The organism is Desulfosporosinus sp. Tol-M2, from assembly GCF_059735615.1.
Map to the genome: position 1 here is coordinate 14,128 of NZ_JCAIJG010000047.1, position 19,002 is coordinate 33,129.

General features: G+C 43.2%; 19 protein-coding genes. 2 read left to right on the forward strand and 17 right to left on the reverse strand.

Annotation, left to right across the window (positions count from 1 at the left end; all coding sequences use genetic code 11):
* Positions 1-24: 24 nt before the first annotated feature.
* The 6 genes from AC6I5A_RS03180 to AC6I5A_RS03205 form a co-directional block, all read right to left on the reverse strand.
* On the reverse strand, positions 25-1,245 hold the full coding sequence (locus AC6I5A_RS03180; RefSeq protein WP_034611621.1) for a CaiB/BaiF CoA transferase family protein: 1,221 nt from the start codon (positions 1,243-1,245) through the stop codon (positions 25-27).
* Entirely contained in the window at positions 1,235-2,479 is a 1,245-nt protein-coding gene (locus AC6I5A_RS03185) for a CaiB/BaiF CoA transferase family protein (protein ID WP_034611623.1), read from the reverse strand. Before AC6I5A_RS03185 ends, AC6I5A_RS03180 begins: the two co-directional genes overlap by 11 nt.
* Before the next feature lie 33 nt (positions 2,480-2,512).
* On the reverse strand, positions 2,513-2,791 hold the full coding sequence (locus AC6I5A_RS03190) for an SDR family oxidoreductase (protein ID WP_034611624.1): 279 nt from the start codon (positions 2,789-2,791) through the stop codon (positions 2,513-2,515).
* A gap of 212 nt (positions 2,792-3,003) precedes the next feature.
* Complete coding sequence (gene rpoE / locus AC6I5A_RS03195; protein ID WP_034611626.1) at positions 3,004-3,453, reverse strand: DNA-directed RNA polymerase subunit delta; 450 nt, start codon at positions 3,451-3,453, stop codon at positions 3,004-3,006.
* A 65-nt stretch (positions 3,454-3,518) separates the two neighbouring features.
* Positions 3,519-5,201 carry an arginine--tRNA ligase gene (gene argS / locus AC6I5A_RS03200; RefSeq protein WP_034611628.1) on the reverse strand — a complete coding sequence of 561 codons (1,683 nt, stop codon included), beginning with the start codon at positions 5,199-5,201 and terminating at the stop codon, positions 3,519-3,521.
* A gap of 218 nt (positions 5,202-5,419) precedes the next feature.
* On the reverse strand, positions 5,420-6,004 hold the full coding sequence (locus tag AC6I5A_RS03205; RefSeq protein ID WP_052167861.1) for a CBO0543 family protein: 585 nt from the start codon (positions 6,002-6,004) through the stop codon (positions 5,420-5,422).
* Between the two features lie 189 nt (positions 6,005-6,193).
* Here AC6I5A_RS03205 and AC6I5A_RS03210 point away from each other — a divergent pair, with 189 nt between their 5' ends.
* Positions 6,194-6,781, forward strand: coding sequence for a CBO0543 family protein (locus tag AC6I5A_RS03210; RefSeq protein WP_052167862.1), 588 nt, complete (start codon positions 6,194-6,196; stop codon positions 6,779-6,781).
* A gap of 121 nt (positions 6,782-6,902) precedes the next feature.
* Here the strand turns inward: AC6I5A_RS03210 and AC6I5A_RS03215 are convergent, their stop codons facing one another.
* The 10 genes from AC6I5A_RS03215 to AC6I5A_RS03260 form a co-directional block, all read right to left on the reverse strand.
* Positions 6,903-8,267 carry a PepSY1/2 domain-containing protein gene (locus AC6I5A_RS03215; RefSeq protein ID WP_034611629.1) on the reverse strand — a complete coding sequence of 455 codons (1,365 nt, stop codon included), beginning with the start codon at positions 8,265-8,267 and terminating at the stop codon, positions 6,903-6,905.
* Positions 8,268-8,277: 10 nt separating this feature from the next.
* Positions 8,278-8,967, reverse strand: coding sequence for a spore cortex-lytic enzyme (sleB, locus tag AC6I5A_RS03220; protein ID WP_034611631.1), 690 nt, complete (start codon positions 8,965-8,967; stop codon positions 8,278-8,280).
* A 243-nt stretch (positions 8,968-9,210) separates the two neighbouring features.
* On the reverse strand, positions 9,211-9,459 hold the full coding sequence (locus AC6I5A_RS03225) for a YheC/YheD family protein (protein ID WP_497900455.1): 249 nt from the start codon (positions 9,457-9,459) through the stop codon (positions 9,211-9,213).
* An 824-nt stretch (positions 9,460-10,283) separates the two neighbouring features.
* Entirely contained in the window at positions 10,284-11,132 is an 849-nt protein-coding gene (gene modD, locus AC6I5A_RS03230; RefSeq protein ID WP_034611632.1) for a ModD protein, read from the reverse strand.
* Between the two features lie 163 nt (positions 11,133-11,295).
* Positions 11,296-12,480: an MFS transporter gene (locus AC6I5A_RS03235; RefSeq protein ID WP_034611633.1), complete on the reverse strand. Its 1,185-nt coding sequence runs from the start codon at positions 12,478-12,480 to the stop codon at positions 11,296-11,298.
* A complete protein-coding gene (locus AC6I5A_RS03240) occupies positions 12,477-13,061 on the reverse strand; it encodes an FmdE family protein (RefSeq protein ID WP_034611635.1) in 585 nt (194 codons plus the stop codon). Before AC6I5A_RS03240 ends, AC6I5A_RS03235 begins: the two co-directional genes overlap by 4 nt.
* A gap of 18 nt (positions 13,062-13,079) precedes the next feature.
* Positions 13,080-13,883, reverse strand: a complete 804-nt coding sequence (gene tsaA / locus AC6I5A_RS03245; protein WP_034611637.1) for a tRNA (N6-threonylcarbamoyladenosine(37)-N6)-methyltransferase TrmO — start codon at positions 13,881-13,883, stop codon at positions 13,080-13,082.
* A gap of 16 nt (positions 13,884-13,899) precedes the next feature.
* A complete protein-coding gene (locus AC6I5A_RS03250; protein ID WP_034611638.1) occupies positions 13,900-14,667 on the reverse strand; it encodes an ABC transporter permease in 768 nt (255 codons plus the stop codon).
* On the reverse strand, positions 14,639-15,631 hold the full coding sequence (locus tag AC6I5A_RS03255; protein WP_034611640.1) for an ABC transporter substrate-binding protein: 993 nt from the start codon (positions 15,629-15,631) through the stop codon (positions 14,639-14,641). The genes AC6I5A_RS03250 and AC6I5A_RS03255 overlap by 29 nt, the downstream gene beginning before the upstream one ends.
* 82 nt (positions 15,632-15,713) lie before the next feature.
* The gene (locus AC6I5A_RS03260) at positions 15,714-16,430 is read right to left on the reverse strand and encodes an ABC transporter ATP-binding protein (RefSeq protein ID WP_034611642.1); all 717 of its coding nucleotides are present in this window, start codon (positions 16,428-16,430) and stop codon (positions 15,714-15,716) included.
* Between the two features lie 326 nt (positions 16,431-16,756).
* Here AC6I5A_RS03260 and AC6I5A_RS03265 point away from each other — a divergent pair, with 326 nt between their 5' ends.
* Complete coding sequence (locus AC6I5A_RS03265) at positions 16,757-17,422, forward strand: Crp/Fnr family transcriptional regulator (protein WP_034611643.1); 666 nt, start codon at positions 16,757-16,759, stop codon at positions 17,420-17,422.
* A 106-nt stretch (positions 17,423-17,528) separates the two neighbouring features.
* On the opposite strand, the gene AC6I5A_RS03270 is transcribed toward AC6I5A_RS03265, so the two are convergent.
* Complete coding sequence (locus tag AC6I5A_RS03270; RefSeq protein ID WP_497900453.1) at positions 17,529-18,896, reverse strand: MATE family efflux transporter; 1,368 nt, start codon at positions 18,894-18,896, stop codon at positions 17,529-17,531.
* Between the last annotated feature and the right edge of the window lie 106 nt (positions 18,897-19,002).

Below are 19,002 nucleotides of genomic sequence, written 5' to 3' on the forward strand. Positions count from 1 at the left end.
CTTGTCCTCCCTTATTCTTAGCTCTTAACCAATGACTTTTTTTTCCCTGAACTTCGAAATCTCCGCCTCGCTTAATCCCAGGACTTCCTTCAGAACCTTATCCGTATGCTCCCCCAATAATGGCGCGGATGAATCTAATTGAGCGGGCGTTTTGGACAGATGCGCCGGTGAAACATCATATACATGCCTGCGCATTTCCCGATGGTTTAGATATGTCCAAAAACCCCTCTCATTCAGCTGTGGATCTTCCAGCAAATCCTTGGAATTTTGCACAACTCCGGCTCTCACCCCAGCCTGGACCAATCGTTCCATTAGATGATAAGCTTTATGTTGTTTAGTCCACTCTTCAATCATCCGATCAAGTTCATCTTGATTAGCCAAACGATTAGCCGTAGAAGAGAACTTTTTGCTGTCCGCCCATTCGGGGTTCCCCATCACATTTAGTAAGGCTTCCCATTCCGATTGATTAGAAACAGCAATAGCAATCCACCTTCTGTCGCCTTGAGTGGCATAAACCCCATGGGGAGCTACATTTAGGTCACGGTTGCCCAGTCGCTCCTGAACCTTACCATTTGCCGCATAATTCATGACTGCCGTAGGTAAAACAGCCAAAGTCGCCTCAGTTTGAGAAACATCTACGAACTGGCCCTGACCTGTTTTCCGCCGGTGCAATAGAGCTACCATAATAGCAAAAGCAGTATGGACCGGGTTCGGTACATGGTCAGGATAGTTAGTTCCCATGCCAAAAGGTATCTTATCGGGAAAACCGGTGAGATAATTAATACCCACCAAAGCATTCATGGCTACCCCGAAACCCATATAGCTCTTGTGGGGACCAGTTGAACCCTGAGCAGGCATAGCAACATAAATAATATCAGGTTTTATCTCTTTTACCTCTTCGTAGCCCAGATTCCATTTTTCCATGACCCCCATGGTAAAATTGTTAATGATAATATCACTTTCTTTAATCAGTTTAACGACTAAGTCCCGTGCTTGAGGTTTTTTCATATTGATATCTATACTTTTTTTGTTAACATTACGATTACTAAAATAACCACTACGCTCAATACCGGCAATACCGTCTTTATACGGCCCCATCAGACGAAGGATATCTACTCTCGTCTTGCTTTCAAGTCGTATTACATCTGCTCCATATACTGACAATAGCCGGGTAGTGGACGGGCCGGCGCCAACCCAGGAAAAATCGCAAACCCTGATACCTTCTAAAGGTTGCTTATTTGACATAGCTGACACCCCGTTTTACAAAGGATTTAATATCGTCTGCCGAGTAACCCAAGTGTTTTAACACTTCGGCGGTGTGTTGCCCGAAAGCAGGAGCTCCACTCCTTAATTCCCAAGGTATCTTCTCTAAATAGTAAGGAGGCCCTGGATAAGTAATTGTACCGTTCACTGACTCCGAATACATTTCTCTGAAAAAATTTCTATATGAGAATTGAGGATTTTCTAACACGTCTTTTGGCGTATTAACTGGATAAATCACTACTTTACGCTTCTGACCTTCTTGATAAAGATTTTGTTTAGTGTATTTTGCTAAGAATTGCTCAACAACTGTTTTAAAATAATTAATTGACTCTTTTTTTTTCCGATGCCCCGGTGTTCCCCATTCTTTGCCCCGTAGAACTTCAGCACCCGGTATTTTTTCTTCAATCATCCAGTCTACTAAGGGGTACCATAAATAAGCATTGCTTCCCATCGATGCTACGATATATACAAAACCGTCCTGACATTTGTAGGTTCCATTACCAGCTTCCACCAAGCCTATTCCGCGGCGAATCCGTCCTTCCAAATCATATCCTTGAATCGCGTTCTCTTGTGCCGTGACAACACTCTCTTGAATGGACACATCAACATATTGCCCTTCTGAGGTCATGTCGGCGTTAATTAATGCAACCATACTTCCATAGGCAGCATACAAATCCGCCTGAAAAAAGGATTGTTTATCGGGAGCCAGAACCGGCTTCTCGTCCCCATTACCAGCTAGATATAACATACCGCCCATTGCCAAACAAGTCAGGTCAGAAAAAGGATAGTCCTTATACGGACCGAACTGACCATAAGGTGTAATAGCAGTATGCACAAGTTTGGGATTAATCACAGAAAGTAATTCATACCCCAAGCCCAGACTTTCAAGATGCCCAGGAGGAAAGCTCTCAATCAACAAATCGGCTGTTTTTATTAGCTTTAGAAAGACCTCTTTCCCTTCGGGAGATGCTATATCCAGAACAATCCCTTTTTTATTGGTATTTAGATATTGATACCTAAGACTGTTTTCTATTCCGGCAACTTCTTTAAAAAAGGGTTTTTCTAACCGAGTAGGATCTCCCTCCATAGGTTCAATACGAATTACGTCGGCCCCCAGGTCCGCAAAGAGCTTACCCGTATAAGCTCCTAATTCACCCGCAAGTTCGACTATCCGCATGTTATTAATAACGTTCCCCTCCGATATGTTCTTCTGCATTAGTAGCACACCCCCCCTCGCATGTCTACTTGCTTAAGCGATATTAGCAAACAGACTTTTACATCTACAAAAATAAAAAGTCTGTCCGGTAACATAGCTCGTATCATCCGAAGCAAAGAACACTGCTACAGGGGCTATATCTTTTGGGGAACTAATTTTGCCTGTGGGTTGTGCTTTTACCACAAGATCTATTTTTGCCTGGTCGTCATCGATAATAACAACGCTACCTCCTAATTCATTTAGTTTTTTGGCCGCGCCCTCACCGATTCCGCCGCCTGAATCGGCTATCATGGCCACACGTTTAAAAAGCACGCTCCCACCTCCCTCATTGTCCAATTATACTATACTGAATGTGAACTGTAAATGCTTTAACCGCCGCAAATATAGATAACCTGGCCGGTAAATCCGGGCAAATAATCAGCTTTAGAATGGGAAAACCCGCTACTTTGGCGGGTCAAAATCTGCAAATATTCATTTTGAAGACGTTTTGCTGTCAAGGATGAGCCACATTTCAAGGAACCTTCCTACCATTTTTCTCCGTGCTGACCCTCATCCGTCTCATCAAAAACTTCATCTGTTTCCAAGATATCTTCATCTAAAGCATCTAAGGCATCTTCATCCAATTCTTCCGGATCTGATTTATCTTCCTCCTCAGATGATGCTTTGTTCATCATGGAGACAGGCACCAGCCGCCTTGGAATTTTAGCGGGCTCCCATACCTTCAGACCCCATTCACCCCGTCCGAGGAACGAAAATCGAGTGTCCAGGTTGATCTGGGTGAGTGCCGCCGCAATCCGAATGGCCTCCTGGGAAATATCCAAGCGCCGGAGTACTTCTTCGATTAAGTTATGATAATGCATGGGGTTCCCATGAGCTTTCAGTACCTCATAAGCTATATCTGCTTCTGTTGGCTTATCTTTTCTGGTTAAAGAGTGGGTCACAGCTCCACCGCCCTTCGTCGTTTTGAATATCAATATATTCGGCCCACCCCTAAATATTTCCTGCTTGTCGTTTCTTTAAACATAAAAAAATTTCCAAGTTACATCCTTTCCGGAGTTGATACGCCTAGAATTCCCAACACATTGCTAACAATTTGTTTCACGGCCCCCACTAAGCTCAAACGAGCCCTGCGCAGACCCTCGTCGTCAACGAGCACACGCTGGCTGTTATAGAAAGTATGGAAGAGAGCGGCCAAATCAAGTACATAACGGGCCAGGCGATGGGGTTCCATAAGACGTGCAGCAATACTAACCTCACTCGGCAAGTCAGCCATCTTCTTGAGCAGATCCCGTTCCTCTGTGCTGTCCAGGCGTTTTAAGTCTTCTTCACTCGGAGGGGTTCCAGGATCTCCAAATTCTTCGGCTTGCCGCAAAATACTGCACATTCGAGCATGCGCATATTGCACATAGTAAACAGGGTTATCTGAGGACTGCGCTTTCGCCAAATCGAGATCAAAGTCCACGGTAGAGTCAGGATCCCGCAAATTAAAGAAGAAGCGCGCTGCATCTTTGCCAACCTCGTCCATCAGCTCGCGTAACGTGATGTACTGACCAGAACGTTTGGACATTTTTACCACTTCTCCGTTTTGAATGAGCCGCACAAGTTGCATCAAGATAACTTGAAGATTATCTTTGTCATACCCAAAGGCGGATATCGCTCCTTTCAACCGGGCCACATGTCCATGATGATCAGCACCCCAAATATTGATTACCCGCGTGAATCCACGTTCAAATTTGTTGCGATGGTAGGCAATATCCGCAGCAAAATAGGTCGGCGTTCCATTGCTTCTAACCACTACTTCGTCTTTTTCGTCTCCAAACAAAGTGGATTTAAGCCAAAGCGCGCCTTCCTTTTCGTAAATGTACCCTTTTTTCTCGAGTTCTTCCAAGGTTGACCGTACAGCGCCCGAGTCATGCAGGGATTGTTCGTTAAACCAAACATCATATTCGACTCCAAAATCCTGAAGAGTTTTCTTGATGTCCTGCATCTTTTCTTCCAAAGCATACCTCACCAGAAACTCGCGCCGTAGTCCCGGTTCCACTGAAAGGTACTTATCCCCTACTTTAGCAATTAATCCCTTTACTGTTTCAATCAAGTCCTCGCCATGATAGCCCCCTTCGGGGAAAGGAGAATCCTGGCCCAGGCGTTGCAGATACCTTGATTCCAGGGACAAGGCAAAATTATGAATTTGATTCCCTGTATCATTAATATAGAATTCGCGGGAGACTTCATACCCGGCTATAGAGAGTAACGAAGCGAGGCTGTCACCCAGTGCCGCACCGCGGGCATTGCCCATATGTAGCAACCCAGTGGGGTTTGCGCTTACAAACTCGACCTGGACCTTTTGACCCTTTCCAATATCCACTTGGCCATAGCGTTCTCCGGCTTTTATCACCTCGTTAATGACATCCGAAAGCCAGATGGGATCTAAGCGGAAATTAATAAAACCAGCCCCGGCAATTTCAGAGGATTCTATCCATGTCCCTGTCGTGTCCAGGTGTTTAATCAGTGTGGAGGCTATATCCCGCGGCGAACGTTTCGCTTGTTTGGCTAACACCATAGCCAAATTTGTTGCCAGATCTCCGTGTTGCCTTTCCCTTGGTTCCTCCAAAACAAAACCCGGCAATTCTATATAATTTAACTCTCCGACCGCTTTCGCAGTTTGGGCGGCTTCCGCCAGCTGATTCGTAATTCTTACTTTTATACCCTCATAGAGACTCATTGGGGGAAATCCTCCTTTATATTAGCAACAGCCCATTATATCCGACCAGATGATCATCGACAAACAGATCATATTCTAGACTAATACGTCCCCCCTGGGCTGTCAAGTCACATTCTACCGGAAGATCCCTTCTCTTTGCATTGGCCCGCTCTTTTTTGAGGAAGTTGGAGGAAGTGTCTTGGCACGGCCGCAACCGCTTCAGGGTTAAATTAAATAGGTCATAACAGGCTACTTAATGGAAGTTTAAAGATAACCATAAATATAAGAAACAATAAAACCGATATGGGCCAGGCAAGTAGCGGATTTTCATAATGAAGTCTTATCATGGAAAACGCTATAACATTGAACCCGACGGACCACCAAAAATTCCAGCCGTTATAGTAACTTATATTATGTGTAGTAATAGCGATGCCTTCAAGTAGGGAGAATAGCAATGTCCAAAAAGCAATCTGAAGGATTTGTTTGACGATAGATTCCTTGGGGACATATGGCAGATACAGAAGAATTGAACTGGGATAGTAAACAAACGCTATTATTAATTCACTGAATGTCTGTTTAAGTATCGGATGATCCAACCTCCATAATGGGTAATTAACAGTGAAAAAATTATTAAGCAAATCCCAAACAACAGCATAAAGCATGGTAGGGTAATATTTTCTCCAGTTTTTCCAGTCGCCCCATTTTAAACAAAAAAGAAAAAACATAATTGCAAGTATCGGTCGGTAAATTAGTTGAAAAGTGATAACCATTATAAACACCATCCTTATAAGAAGGGCAGCCCCCAAAAGCAGCTCATCCTGCATAACTAATGTACTTAAACTTACTATCCCCAAAATGCGTACTAAACTATGTTAAATTCTACTTAGTTACAGACCCAACCTACGATTTTCTAACGGTCAGCTGCAGGGGAATTTTCTTGGTATGTTCTAAGGTTAATAAGGGCAATCTAAGCAAAATTAGCAATTTTGCAGAAGACGGATGTGGTATTGTTTATGAGTAACCTGGACAAAATGAGAGCCCTCGATGACTCATTTCAAATACTTTTCCGAGAGGTTTACCACTATTGGTTGAACAATGTTTTTTTAACCTGGCGTTGGTGGTTAGTAGTAATTCTCACCATAGTACCATGGATCCTCTGGGTGCTGTTTCGAAAAAAGGATAGCACCTACCGATTGTTGTCAGCCGGTCTTTTCGTAGCCTTAATCACCTCTCATTTTGATAAATATGGCTATTGGCTATCTTTGTGGAGCTATCCTATTATGCCGGTACCCATAATACCTGCTCATTTTCCTTGGAATCTTACCCTCTTTCCTGTATCCGTAATGGCGACAATCCAATTCAAGCCAAATATCAACCCTTTTTTTAAGTCACTCGCTTATTCATTATTCGGCTCTTTTGTTATCCAACCGCTAAGTGTATTTTTAGGAATATATGACCACAAAATATGGCAACATTATTATTCTGTGCCGTTTTTTATTGTTATCTATTTGATCGCCCATTACCTTGCGACCAGACGAGAATTTAGCCCGCTAGACTCAAAAAGCGAAGCTGCAAACGCCAAGTCGAATAGACAAAAGTGAAGCTGAAAGGTTTTAACTAAAATTAATACTATTCAAATACTAAAAGTGGGGCTGTTTTCATAAGGAATTCACTTATGACACAGCCCCATATTCTTAGGCTCTTATTTTTAGATTCCTATTATTACTGGAGAAATTCGCCGCGTGGAGTCTTGAGAATCCTTTGGATTTTCTCTTCGGCACCCGTTGCCGCATTTAGGTATAAGAGGTATTCCTCTCCCTGATACTTACCGCGGAATTCATAACAATACGCCTCTTGATTCCCACTTTTAACGATAAACGCCAAGCGGCTCTCTGCTACCTGGAAATCAGAACGCAATTTCCGAAGCGCCTGATCCAGCGTGATTTTAGCTGGGAAGGTTCGCGACTGATGGAACGCGTAATATGGTACAGCATCAAATCCCACAAGCTGGCCGTTGTCTAAAGCGATCAGCAGCCTTACTTTATCCGGATAAATCCTTACCCCCTCTTTTTCGGCAACAAAATCGAATTGAACATAGGCCCCAAAGTCCTCACTTGAAGTTAACACCAGCTGCCAGCCCAATGCTTGCATGATCATCTTCGCTTTGCCGGCGGCTGCTTCCTGACTCAGCGTCCGGGGTTCAATAGAACGCTGATCCCGGTAAAATGTTACAACCCCGCCCTGCTGGCTGACTTCTAAATATGCTTCTTTATATTTCCAGGTATACCCGACTAAATCGCCCTGTGACTCCCCCGCAAATTCCGGAGTAATATTGGTATAACCCACCTTGCTTAAAAAATCCTGTGCTGTAACTTGTGCTTGATCCTTGGTTACATTTCCAGTTGGCAGCCCAAGTGGCTTGGGCACAACACGTGTGGCATATTCTCCTGTATATGAAAACGGCGGAAGTTTTTGAAGACTCGCATCCAATTGGTCAAGACCGGATCTTACAGATTTTGCTGGGGCTTCAGACCCATCTGCGGCTGCTTCTGCAATTTGAGTGCCGCCAAGCCCCAGCCGTTGTCTAATGGTTGGAGTAGGATCTGTCCAGACTATATTATCCGTATCCATTCGAACGATTAAATCTTGAACTTTCTGATTTACCGGTATGAGCCGCTCATGCATGTCTCTTAACATCTTTTCTTCTTCTTCAGAAACCTTTCCTCCACCGGCGATTCGTTGGGTCAATGTCTGAGAAAAATCACCGGCTTGGACTAAAAACTGACCAATATAACTAAGTCCGGTCTGCTCGGCAGGGATTTGGGCAAAATCCTTGAGCGCCGCATTACTTATACTTGAGACTTTGCTAAAGTAGAGAACCTTTTGAGCGGGATTACTGGCGACGTCTCCTTTAGCCAAATCAGTCTCCAACTGATCAAGATGACTGGCAAAATCGGTCAAGGCCCGATGGCTATTATTCTCCGCTGCCAGGCGATAATCTCCTGCCAGACGGTATTCATAGAATCCCCAGCCCAGGGAGATCAAAAAAGCCGCTGTTAAGGCCCCTATCCACAATTTCCTGTGCATACTCATCCCCCTATTTCGTAAAGATATGGTTTCCGATCGTGATAATCTGTGGCCGCGACCAAATGAATTTATTATTTGTCTTGGCTGGATTAAAAAAGAAGACGGCCCCCTTTGAAGGGTCTGAACCGTTTACCGCTTCCTGGGCAGCACGTATAGCGGATGCAGAAGGCGGTAAATATATTTGACCGTCAGCCACGCATGAAAAGGCTTGGGGCTGATAGACTATATCAGCTATCGTTTTCGGGAAGGCAGGATCTGCAATCCGATTAAGTATAACGGCCGCGACCGCAACTTGCCCCACGTAGGGTTCTCCCCGTGCCTCACCATATACGCAACGTGCTAAGAGGTTAATGTCAACGTTCTTATTGCCAACTGCCTTTCCACTCGAATTGGTACTCTCCCCGGTTAAGAGCTTTAATTCATTGATGGTTTGCGTTCCGGCCAATCCATCCACTCTAAGTCCGCGTTCCTTTTGAAAACGCCGTACTGCTGCTTCTGTTTTTGAGCCGAACTTGCCATCAACCGTTCCGACAACATAACCCAACTGTACCAATTTTTTTTGCAGTTCGATGACTTCGGGTCCTTTGCTCCCCCTGCCTAGCAGACGATCACCAAAGGCCCCATAGGCTATCCCTGATAGGGCTATACAGAGAATCAGTCCGATGGTCAGAACCCACCAGGGTCTATTGCGCAGTTTCATACCCTCACCTCACTATGTTTAATAGTCTTTAGTGTGGCAAAAGCTAAGGATAATTATTCAACATTATCTTAAATTAACCAAAAAATAGGGCCCTCATCCGGCATATACCAGTGGGCCCCCTTGGGCAGTTATTTAACATGGTAAAATATCTTCCGGATTCGGAGGTATATTCCTGGCATTCTTTTGCAAACTAAATCAGGTTCATTAATTGTGGATATTGGATATAGTAGATATTTAAGTCAATTATTCTGCCAGGTACGTTAAAATAGTTCGATACATTGTCTTATCTTCTAAGCAATAAAATAGTTGAATATCCGGTTTAAAATTTGCTTCGATAATCCATATGTTTGCTTTTTCGTCTAATCCGATATCGAAACCTATATAACGCGATCGAGAATAAAACTTCTCGAGTTGTGTTGCTGTTATCAAAGCAACCCTATTAATTTCGGATAATATTTTTGTTATTGTAAATTGATTTATACAATCAATTATTTTGTAAAGCTTTTTCTATTGGCAAAATATATTGAGTTGGAATTACTATTGCCGGCACCTATAACATTAATTTTTCAGCATTCACTCAAAACGGTAATCCTCAAGATTGGGGAATAGCGGTTAATAATGTAGTTCAAGCAGAGTTTAATGCAGCAGGTCAGTCTATGACTGCTACTGTTAAACTAGTTCTTAAAGCTGGTGATATTGTAACACTCCGCAGTATTCTGTCTACACCAAATCCTGTTCCCCTCAGAAACACAAATACTATTTCTGCCTTTGTATCAATTGATCTAATTGGATAATATTGACTCATAATAGTGCGGTCCGGTTAAAGCATATTGACAAAGATCTATCCATCTCTGTCAATGTGCAATGTATATACGATTCCCCTGCAAAAGCCCCTTCAAAGCTGCTCAAATAAACAGGTAAAAAGATCTTAAAGTTGAAATAAGAAGCATGACGAAGAAATAAACAGAATGCTAGAGATAAATTCAACTTTTCGGGGGTATATGCAGATGTTTCGCAAAACATTGGAAACTTACAAAATAGTATATTCAATAGTCTTAATGGCATACAAGAGATACCTGTCTCAATTTGATAGGAAAATAACATAAGCGTCCTAGTAGATAGGGTTTTTAAACTCTCGATACCTATCAATATCCACCCTGTCATAGAGGGCTTTCGAGGATGGAAGTACTCGGGTCCTACAATTTACCAGATTTGGCGAGTCAGAAAAGGAAATTTTAGTGCTTTCAGCACTGGAATCATAGATGGTAGATTATTTGGCTAAAGTACAGTATATTGATACATTGGCACAATACATTTTATAAATCAACTCTCTTTATTTCAACACCGATATCAACAGGCTTTCCAAAATAAACCGATGACGTATTAATTACATCAACACCTGCAGCGGCATATGCTTCGATGTTCTCCGCGTTGATTCCGCCGGTGCTAATTAAAGTTATCCCGAAATTAATCTTTCGGATATCATTGACGATTTCCTTTAACTTTTCCGGTGGAATTTTATCGAATTGAAGCGCATTAATCCTGGCATGACATAATTTAATCGCATCTTCTCGACATTCAACCTCAACCACTACCTTTTTTTCACATACTCTCTCTTTGATCTTTTCCAGTTCGCCTAATAATCCGTCCACTCCGCCCAAGAAAACAGCATGCTGTTTGAAAATCAAAATCGTTTCAGATAAACCGAGTCTGTGCGGCAAAGCGCCTCCGTCTAAGATAGCCTTAATGGAGAGTTCTTTCGTGCCAGGAAAGACTTTCCGCGTTGTAACCACTTCTATTTTAGGGTTAATTTTTTTTGCACTGTCAACCAACGTTCTTGTCCTGGTGGCAATCCCCGAGCAATATTCCAGGATATTTATGCTCACTTTCCAAGCCATATGGAGGCTTTGCGCCGTACCTTGCGCTTCAATAAAGATTTCTCCGGCTTCGACTCCCGTACCCGAAGGAATGATGTTGATGATCCTGATCCCCAGTTTTTCAAAAATCCTTGCCACAATATCCGTCCCACTGATCACTGCTTTTTGCCTGGAAGTAAACCGGATGGTCCCTTTTCGTTCTCTGATATTCAATATATGTGTCGTTAAATCCAGATAGGGAATATCCTCTCTAATTAATCTATCAATCGTTTCATCGGTGATATACATGTTCTGTGTCTCCTTTTCATATAGAATCATCTTCAAAATATTATCATCTTTCGTTGATACAGCAATTAAATATACAAAATATTATTAACCGTTTTCGTGGTCCTGTGTTTTTTGTTGGGCAGCAAGCCTAAGCTTATTAAAGTTAAAGTTTAGGGTTAAGAGTTTAGTGTCTAGTGTTTAGTGTTTTCCTGCTGCTAAAAGGTACTTTTTTAACGAATTTCACGGTGATGATTAATGCAAGGACGCCGAATCCGTAAACAGTAAACATTGTCAGGAAATCGGAAACGCGCAGGATATTGCTTCCCATTAAAATCCCTAAACCGCCCCCGCCCATAAAACAGAAGGCGGCAAGAGACATCGCCACGCCCCTGGATTTAGCGGCAAATTCCGAAATAAGGGTCAAAAAGGTCGAATGGGCCAACGTAAAAGCTGATCCCAGCAAGGCGATGCCGATGATCAGCGCGATGAGTTTATTTCCGAATAAGATAAAGAGAAAATCCGCTGCAAGACCACAGCTTAAACCCAGGATTATTGTGTTTTTCTTTCCGGTTTTAGCGGCGATTTTCCCAGAAAAACGGCCGGTGATCATTGCGGCAATGGCATACGCTGTCATCACCATTCCAATGAGCAAATTATTGTAATCATAGGCAGCCTTGATATATCCGCCCATGAAGCTAAAGGGTCCAACCAGAAACAGCCCCTCGAGCAATACCAACGAATAGATTTTTCTGCTTTGGTGATTCTTTAACAGCTGCCGGTAGAGCGAGAAAACTTTGCTGTCGGGATTGCCAACCGACGGGATCTTCCTGCCGACGGTCAATAACATCACGGTGACCACGATGGAAAAAAGGGCATAAATCGCAAATACGCCGCGCCAATGAAAAAAATAGGCGATTGAACCACCGATGATTAAGCTTAATCCCTGCCCCATATTGGTTATACCCAGAAAAGTGCCAATGGCTGACTGGCGATGCTCCAACGGGAAAACATCCCCAATAAGCGCCATGGAAATCGGCATCACCGATCCGGCGAAAACCCCTGTCAAAAAGCGGTATATTGCTAAATCGGTTAATCCGGCCGCCATAGAACATAAGGCTGTCCCGATGGTAAAAAAAACCATCGCAAGGCTCATAACCTGCCTTTTACCGAACCGATCGGAGAGATAGCCAAAAACAAGCTGAAACAGGCCAAAAGGGATCATATATGCGGCAATGAGCAGAGAGGTGCCGGCAATGCTGACGCCCATATCCTGGGCAATGGCAGGAAGTATCGGTGAAACAACCCAGTTATCCGCGATGACGATAAATCCGGCAAAGCTAAGCGCAAACAGGATGTTTCTCGGATTCATTTCTCACACGACTGGCATAGATATTTGCCTTTAACTTCCTTGATCAAGGGAGACATAACCGCTTCCCCGCATTGGTCACAGGTTTTGAATGGAAATAAGCGTATTTTTTCAGTATAAGGATAGCTTGCTGTGAAAACCTTCAACAGTTCGTCATCGGTCATTGACAGGATCTCTTGCCCCCGTTTAGTGCGCAACGCGAAGAATTCCTTCTTCTCCTCCGGTGTCGCTGTCTTGCTTTTCACTTTAGCATGGAGCATCAGCGGATGCTCACTGTCCCATAAAGGCACATCGAGAAGAACCCTTAGCCCGTGACCGTCTTTCTTGGCGATGATAATAAACGCTTGTTTTCCGATATTCTGGATCAGCAGACCATCATTGCCTACCGTGCATCCTGTCATGATCTGGATTCCATCCAGACCGCAGACCTCATTTTCGGCAATGACAATATGCGTATCCCGCAAAGTACCTTGCGCCGCGCCGAATTCCTTCAAGGCATAGAGTCCGGCCCGATAACCGAAAGCGACACCCGGACAGAGGTGTCCATGAAAACGAAGGACATTTTCCAAATGTTCATGATTCATAAAAAACCTCCTAAATCTTTATCCTAAAAACACAACGATGAACAGCTCATCATCGGAAATATTCCTGGCATCCTCAACTTCAATCTCTGGTTTCCGCTGTTTAATAGTCAGGGTCTTGCCGCCCTTATACCATACCGAGCTTGAAACACTGTCAGAAGATGTGATAGAGAACCGCGGCGGATTGGCAAGCCGGGCCCGCGTTAAGCCCTGCAGCACATCGCCCAAACACAGCGGACCGGTTACGGCAACCCTTAAATCATCTGAATTCAGCTTGCCGAAATATTCCTCGGCAATCAGGGCCATGTGTATGCCGATATGAAGATCAGCGCAGTCTTCCTGGTGCTGATTGATCGCTTCTTTCATTAGTAGCGGATATTTTCTTTCCCGTTTCCCAGGACTGATATAAGGTGCTTTAGGTGAAAAAATTATATCCTGTTCAAAATAGGGTTTAATATCGATAATCGGCGTACCGTCGAGCGCATCGAGTCCAGCTACATAAAGCCTGTTTTCTTCGACCTTTTCCAGTTTGACCAGGGTAAGGCCGATCGGATTGGGTCTGAAAGGGGTCCTGATGCCGAAGACGCCATATTCCGGCAGGTCCGGATTCACCCGTTCCGGTCTTTTCCGCAATACAGACCGGTCAGCCTGATTAAACCAGGACAATATCCAAAAATGTGAATGTTCCTGGATCTTCAACAAGGCCGGTGCGTATTCAGGGTATATTTCTATGATCGAGAGTTCCTCCCCCCATAAGGGCATTGTCGAAAGGGTATGCTCTGTTGTCCTCACTTCACCCACGGGTTTAAGTACAATATCTTCCATAGCTTCCTCCATACCATTAAGCGTTTGTGCGTTTATTAATGAATTTTTCAATAGGTCGCAGGATAAACAATTCAATAACCACGACCAAAAGAATTAAGATGATCGCCCAGGCAAAAAGCTTGTCTGTTTCCAGGTAATTGCGCGCTTGTGTTATGGCAGGTCCGACCCCGTTCTGTCCGGCGAACACTTCGGCAAAGACGGCCAGACGAATCGCTGAAGCCGCGCTGAGCGTGAATCCGGCGATGAAGCCGTTCAAGATGCCTGGCAGATAGAGTTTGCGCATTTTATACTTCCAGGGAATCCGGTAGACCTGCGCCATCTGCAGCAGGGACCCGTCAATCGTATGGATAGCTTTGACGGTGTTCATATACATGATCGGAAAAACGAGCAGGCCGACAATAAAGATCACCAGCGTACTGCCAACTCCAAACCAAACCATGGCGATGATCACAAAAATTACGCTGGGTGTCGCCAGAATCGTATTGATGGACGGCATAAACATCCCGTTGAATGTCCGGCTTAATCCTCCCAAACTCCCTAAAACAACACCCAGGACAACCCCAATCGCCAGTCCGGTTAACATTTTCTGAATGGTTAACCATAAAGTACCGGCGATTTCTCCGCTGACAGCCATTGTATAGAGTGCACTACCGGTGCGCTGTATATTGGGAACAATTAACGGGTGGGAAAATGCTGCGATAATCTCCCAGATGGCCAGCAGCAAAAGCACGCCGGTGATTTTCCAGAGGATTGTCTTATTTACCTTGATAATAGAAGCCCGCATCAGGCAGCTTTCCTCCAATGGATTGGGGTGAGGCTGTTTTCAGTAATTCATTGTAGAATTCTTCCACCAGTTCCTGGCTTTGAGCGGCGGATTGGGGCTCAAGCCTGGAAAAAGGAATGGAATTGGTCACTGCCGGCGCTTTCATCGTCGGGAAATATTTGACGGTAATGTCTCCGACCGCAGCGGGATTTTCGTTGACCCATTTGGCGCTATTATTATACTGGGTCAGGACGGTCTTGATCAGCACGTCATTTTTGGCGCTGTCACCGACAACGATCAAGCCGGCCCAGGGAATCCTGGCATCCGCTTTACCCGTTATTTCAGCCCATTCCGCCTGAAGATCGATACTGCGATATAACGCAACATTATTTTGTTTGGCATTCATTAAAGCGATGCTGGAATTGGGTTCATTTAAGATCGCGTATTGAATCTCTTTGGAAATCAGCTTCGTGGCTGCTAAGGTTTGGTCCGTGTCCACAATCGTCAAGTCTTTGTCCGGATTAATATTATTTTTAATCAGTAAATGGCGGAAAACCGAAGCGTGCAGTCCCGTCTGCCCTCCCACGACCGCAACGGTCTTCCCTTTCAGCTGGTCAAGGCTCTTAAGCTGCTGATCGGAACTGATCACATACAGCATTCCCCACACCGATACGTTAATCAACTTGACTTTAACCCCTTTATTGTAGAGCATCATCGCGTTCGTCAGCGGAGATGCGGCAAATTGCACCTGGTTCGACGTCACCATGGCCGTCAGTTGATCGCCAGTCGCCCAGGCGTTAATGGTTGTTTTATCGGCGATATTGGAAAGCAGGTTATCTTCCTTCATTTTGGCAAGCGGATAGGTAATGGGACCGGGTGATGTAGCAATTGTCAGTTCTGATAATTTTGGTGGTTGCTGTGCGCAACCGCCCAGCATAGTCAACACAACAAACAATGCTGTAATAATAATTAGTACTTTCTTCAAGATTTTTCCCCTCTTTCTCCATTTCCTTTATTCCTGAATATATTTATCTCCTTTAGCTCCTTAATCCTTCATCTTTATTAGCTTAAGTAAAGTAGTATTGACTGAGTTGAGATTGAATTTGGGTTTTCTGGGTAAAGACAAATCGCTCATTTCTTTGCCTCTGGGGAACTTTCAGTATGTATTCATATTTGATTTGACAAGGCCTGTCTTTCAGGAAGAATATTCGGTCAGCCATACGGATTGCGTCATCCAGATCGTGCGTGATAAAAACAGTCGTACAAGGCTTCCATGAGAGCAAATCCAATAAATAGGCACACAGCGTGTCCTTTAACTTAAAGTCCAGGGAGCTGAAAGGTTCATCCAATAGTAAAAGGTCCGGTTGAACAGCAAACGCTCTGGCCAAAGAAACCCGCTGTTTCATGCCGCCGCTCAATTGTGAAGGATAATATTGCGCAAAATGATCCAAATCAACTTTTTGCAGCAAGGTACGAATCAGTTCAGCGCGCTTCTCTTTGGAATCGGAAGAGATACCAAACAAGACCAGTTCGATATTGTCGAAAACGCTGCACCATGGGATAAGTCTTGGTTCCTGGAAGACATAGCCGATTTTTTTCGCCATATTTTCCAATTTACCGCTGTCCGGATGGCTCAATCCGGCAAGAATATTCAACAGGGTTGTTTTTCCTATGCCTGAAGGGCCATAGAAACAAATGAACTCTCCTTTCGCAATCGTGCAGCTAAAGGCGTACAGTACCCCTAATTTATTAAAACTTTTGGAAATATTCTCTAATTTAATCAAGGCTTTATCCTATCTCTATCAGTATTAAAATGTTAATGAAGATGGTGCCGGAAATATGGGATTAATAACTTTATCCCATCTGTTGTCAGTATTATAAATGTTAATGGGATAAATAGGAATATAGCTAACTAACAATCCTAGTATATAATCTATATATAATCAATTTTAGCGATGTATATCAATCCATAATAGTTCATTTAATACTTAACCATCCCCCTTATACCTAAAATAAACTATATACTACATTATACTACATTGACTATTACATATTATAATCGTTTGCCTTATAATATTATGTAACCGCAGTTACACTTTAGGGGGTAAATATGTTTCCATATATGAATAAATTACTTAAGACTGATCTATTCGATGGTTTTACAGCTTCTGATTTAGAAAAACTGATTGATTTTGATGCGTGTAAAGTAGATCAATATAAAAAAAATTCCTTGATTATTCAGGAATACAATACGTGCAATGCGATAGGCTTTATCCTCGAAGGAGTTTTATCACTCAAAAAATCCTTACCCTCTGGAGAGAGCTTCAATTTTGGGTTTTTAAAGGAAGGAGATTCCTTTGGAGAAGGGCTTTTATATGCCGAAGAATCCAATTATTTATTCAGTATAACGACCATATCGGAAGTTATCATCTTGTATATCCCCTTTGAACAAATTGAAAAGCTGTTAAACGCAAGTCCCCACTTTAGTAGAAATTATATTGCTTTTATATCAAACCGGCTCCTGCTATTCAGCCGCAAAATTAATTTGCTTAATCAAAAAAGCGTCAAATCACGATTGATCCTTTACTTGAGTGAACAAACTAAAACCGCGAACCGGCTGTCATTTAAGCTCGCTCATAAAAAGACTGAAATCGCCGAGTTAATCGGCGTGACACGGCCGTCCGTATCTCGGGAATTATCCCAAATGCAAAAAGATCAATTAATCTTGATTGACCGTGCCAATATTACAATTCTCAAACCGGAAATTTTCTATTGAATAAATTCTCCATATTCAACCTTGTCATAACATAAAAACTTGGTGTGGTCTAATTGAACCTTTCCTTGTTCAAAACGCCTTCTGATGCCCCAGGTTGAATTTCATTTTATTCATTATGATTACTAATGTTTTTCTCCTTATAATTTATGTTTTTAATTTCAAAATAGATTAGTACAGAAGTTAAGGTACAGGCCAGTGCATCTGAGATTGGAACAGCTCTCCAAACCCCGTTAATACCCCAAATATGCGGTAAGATTAGCAAAAGCGGTATGAATATCAGGACTTGGCGTGACAGGCTGAGAATGGTAGCCTGAACAGGCTTGCCGGTTGCTTGAAAATAGCTCGTGGATACAATTTGGAACCCCAAATAAGGAATCAAAGCGAAATAGTACTTCATGGCATGAGATGTCATTTTCGTTAGCTCAACGTCACCATTACTGAAAAGCCTGAGAATAGGATCTGCTGCAACAATAATAATGACCCAACTAGCCAAAGCTATACCCGTTCCAGAAATAATCGCAAGCTTTAGGGTCCTTTTGACACGTTTAAAAGCACGTGCACCATAATTGAAACCTAAAATTGGTTGGGCTCCTTGCCCAAGACCCATAATTGGCATATAAATCAGAGCTGACAATGAGATTAGAATCCCAATGGTCGATAAAGCCAAGTCACCGCCGTAGTGTCTCACCGTTTGGTTTAGAATCGTTTGTTGAATCACACCAGCAATTTGCATCGAGAACGGTGCAAAACCAATCGCAAAGATACCAGCGGTAATTCGCTGGCGCGGGAAAAGATACTTGATTCTTATCTTAACTAAACTTCGGCCAGATAGGTAATAGGCTAGAACAAAAAGCGCAGTAATGCTTTGGGCAACAACGACCGCAAGTGCAGACCCCCGAATGCCCATACCGAGAGGAAAGATAAAAATATAATTGAAAAAAATGTTTAGTAAAGAAACCATAATTTGCGTTGCCATCGCAATTCTGGGATTCCCTTCCGCCCTGATAAAATTATTCATACCGAAGGAAATCGAACTCGTAATTGAACCAAGCATGATCAAATCAGTATAACTCCTTGCATACGGCAATACTTCCGGGCTTGCCCCAAATAGAGTTAATATTTGATTGGCAAAAAGGAAATAGATAACTGTAAGCAAAGAAGGGATCAGGATTAGAATCGTCGTGCCGCTGCTAATTATTTTTTCCGCTTCGTCTATCTTTTTTTCCCCAAGGCGTATGGATATTAGCGATGTCGTGCCGATAGCAACCAGCATCATTACGGCCCATAGAAGGGTTTGCATCGGTAAAGCGATGGTAATCGCTGCAATCGCTACAGTTCCAACTCCTTTACCAAGAAACGCCCGGGATGTAACATTATATAAGGCCCCCACCAACATGCCAATAATGGCAGGTAGAGAAAATTCAAACATCAATAAGCCGATTTTCTTTTGCTCCAAATCCAACATATTTTTCATTATTTCCCTCTTTCGAAAGTCCAATATCACACAAGAAGTGCCTCAAAACCTTATGGCCAAAGGATAGAGGCACTTGCCTGGATAAATTGCCGTGTGTCTGCGTTTT